At 63.0% G+C, this 2,277-nt stretch carries 2 protein-coding genes; both read left to right on the top strand.

What is annotated here, in order from left to right:
* Positions 1–909: ROK family protein (locus TQ39_RS19725; protein WP_050006796.1), on the top strand; the 909-nt coding region annotated here is incomplete at its 5' end.
* A 50-nt stretch (positions 910–959) separates the two neighbouring features.
* On the top strand, positions 960–2,162 hold the full coding sequence (locus TQ39_RS19720; protein WP_050006795.1) for an AGE family epimerase/isomerase: 1,203 nt from the start codon (positions 960–962) through the stop codon (positions 2,160–2,162).
* Positions 2,163–2,277 lie beyond the last annotated feature (115 nt).

Here is a 2,277-nt window from a genome sequence, read left to right as displayed (position 1 = left end):
ATGAAAATCTCATGTATCGACATCGGAGGGACATACATCAAGTCGGGCGTGCTGGAGGACGGCGTGCTGACAGGCGTAGAGGAAACGCCGACGGACGGAGGCGGCGGGGCGCGGGCGATGCTGTCCCGCGTGGCGCAGCTTGTGCGGCAGACGCCGGGCGTGGAGCGTGTGGGCGTCTCCACCGCCGGCGAGGTGGACGCCCGGACGGGCGTTATCCGCCTGAGCGACAATATCCCCGGCTACACGGGGCTGAACCCGCGGCAGATCCTGGAGGGGGAGCTGGGCCTGCCGGTGGCTGTGGAAAACGACGTGAACGCCGCGGCGGCGGGAGAATTCGCCTTCGGGGCGGCGCGGGACGAACAGGATTTCCTGATGGTGAGCTACGGCACGGGCGTGGGCGGTGCGGTGTATATCGGCGGCCGGCTGTACCGTGGCCGCGCGGGCAGCGCGGGGGAGTTCGGGGGGCTCGTCACGCATCCTGAGGCCGTGGACCCGGCGCGGCAGGGCACGGGGAGCTACGAGCGCTACGCCAGCACCTCTGCGCTGGTGGCCCGCGTAACGGCGCTTTACCCGGCGCTCACCACGGGACGGGATATTTTTGCACATTTGAACGATCCGACAATAAAAAAGGAAGTAGATGCATGGATTCGCGAGGTCGCCTGTGGTATCATATCCTTGATCCACGCTTTTGACCCGGCTCTGGTGGTGCTGGGCGGCGGCATCATGGGGGAGCCGTATATCCTCAGTCAGCTCGAACGGATGGCCGCACCGATGGTCAAGCCCAGCTTCCGCGGATGCCGGGTCGTGCCCGCGGCACTGGGAAACAACGCCGGGCTGATGGGGGCGGGGTATCTTGCGGCGAACATCGGCAGCGGCTGGCATCCGCCGCGCTCGGGCCGCACGGTTTGACATTCCCGGCAAGCGACAGCTGCCGGAATAAAGGAAAGAAGGTTTTTCAAATGGAGAGGGAAAAACTGCAGGCATGGCGGGACTGGGTCCGCGCGGAGCTGGGGAGCTGCGTCTCGTTCTGGCTGGAGCACGGCATGGACAAAGAGCACGGCGGCGTTTACACCTGCCTGACGCGTGACGGCAAGGTGTTTTCCACAGACAAAAGCGTGTGGATGCAGGGGCGCTGTGCGTGGACGTTCTCGTACCTGTGCCGCGTGTACGGCAAAAAGCAGGAATGGCTGGACGCCGCAAAGTCCTGCCTGGACTTTCTGGAGGAGCACTGCATCAACCGCACGGCGGGGGACAGGCTGTACTTCACGGTAACGGCGGACGGCAAACCGCTGCGCCAGCGCCGGTACTGCTTCTCAGAAGGCTTTTACGCCATCGGCAACGCGGAGTATTACGGCCAGACGGGCGAGCGGGAACATCTGGAGCGCGCGCGCAAAGCGTATCAGCTGGTGTATGACCTGAACCACGGCATGCCGGACCCCACGGGAATGGGCCCCAAAACCATTGCGGAGACGCGCACGGGCCGCGCACTGGCGGACCCGATGATCTTTTTGAATATGACCGGCGTGATGCGCCGCGTAGACCCGGAGCAGGCCGCGCTGTACGACCGGTATGCGGCCGAGTGCGTCCACGACATCTTTGCGTATCACCACAAGCCGGAGATGAAATGCACGCTGGAGAGTGTGGGCGTGAATGGCGAGTTCCAGGGCGACTTCACCGCCGGACGTGTGGTGAACCCCGGGCATGACATCGAATGCAGCTGGTTCCTGATGGAGGAGGCCAACCGAACGGGCGACGCGGCGCTGCACAAAAAAGCCGAAGACGTGTTCAACTTTGCCATCGAAGCGGGCTGGGACAAGGAATACGGCGGCCTGCTGTACTTCATCGACTGCAAGGGCCTGCCGCCGGAGGCGTATGAGCACGACATGAAGCTGTGGTGGCCCCACAACGAGATCCTGATCGCCAGCCTGATGGCTTACCGGGATACAAAGGACGAAAAGTATCTGGAATGGTTTTTCAAAACGGCGGAGTACTGCAAAACCTGTTTTGCGGACGACGTCTGCGGCGAATGGTACGGTTATCTGCGCCGGGACGGCAAGCCCACCGAGCCGCCGTGCAAAGGCAGCACGTTCAAAGGGCCTTTCCATGTGCCGCGCAGCCTGATCATGGCGGACGTCCTTCTGGGCGACATTCTGGAAGGCTGAGCCTGCACCTTTTTTCAAGACAGCTAAAAACAGCCGCGCTGTGGATAAATTCCACGGCGCGGCCGTTTTGTTTCCCATTCCTTCCCCCTGCGGCTGTTATTCCCCCAGCCGCGGC

The organism is Ruthenibacterium lactatiformans, from assembly GCF_000949455.1.
GTDB classification, from domain to species: Bacteria; Bacillota; Clostridia; order Oscillospirales; family Ruminococcaceae; genus Ruthenibacterium; species Ruthenibacterium lactatiformans.
This window is presented reverse-complemented; position numbering and strand designations above follow the sequence as displayed.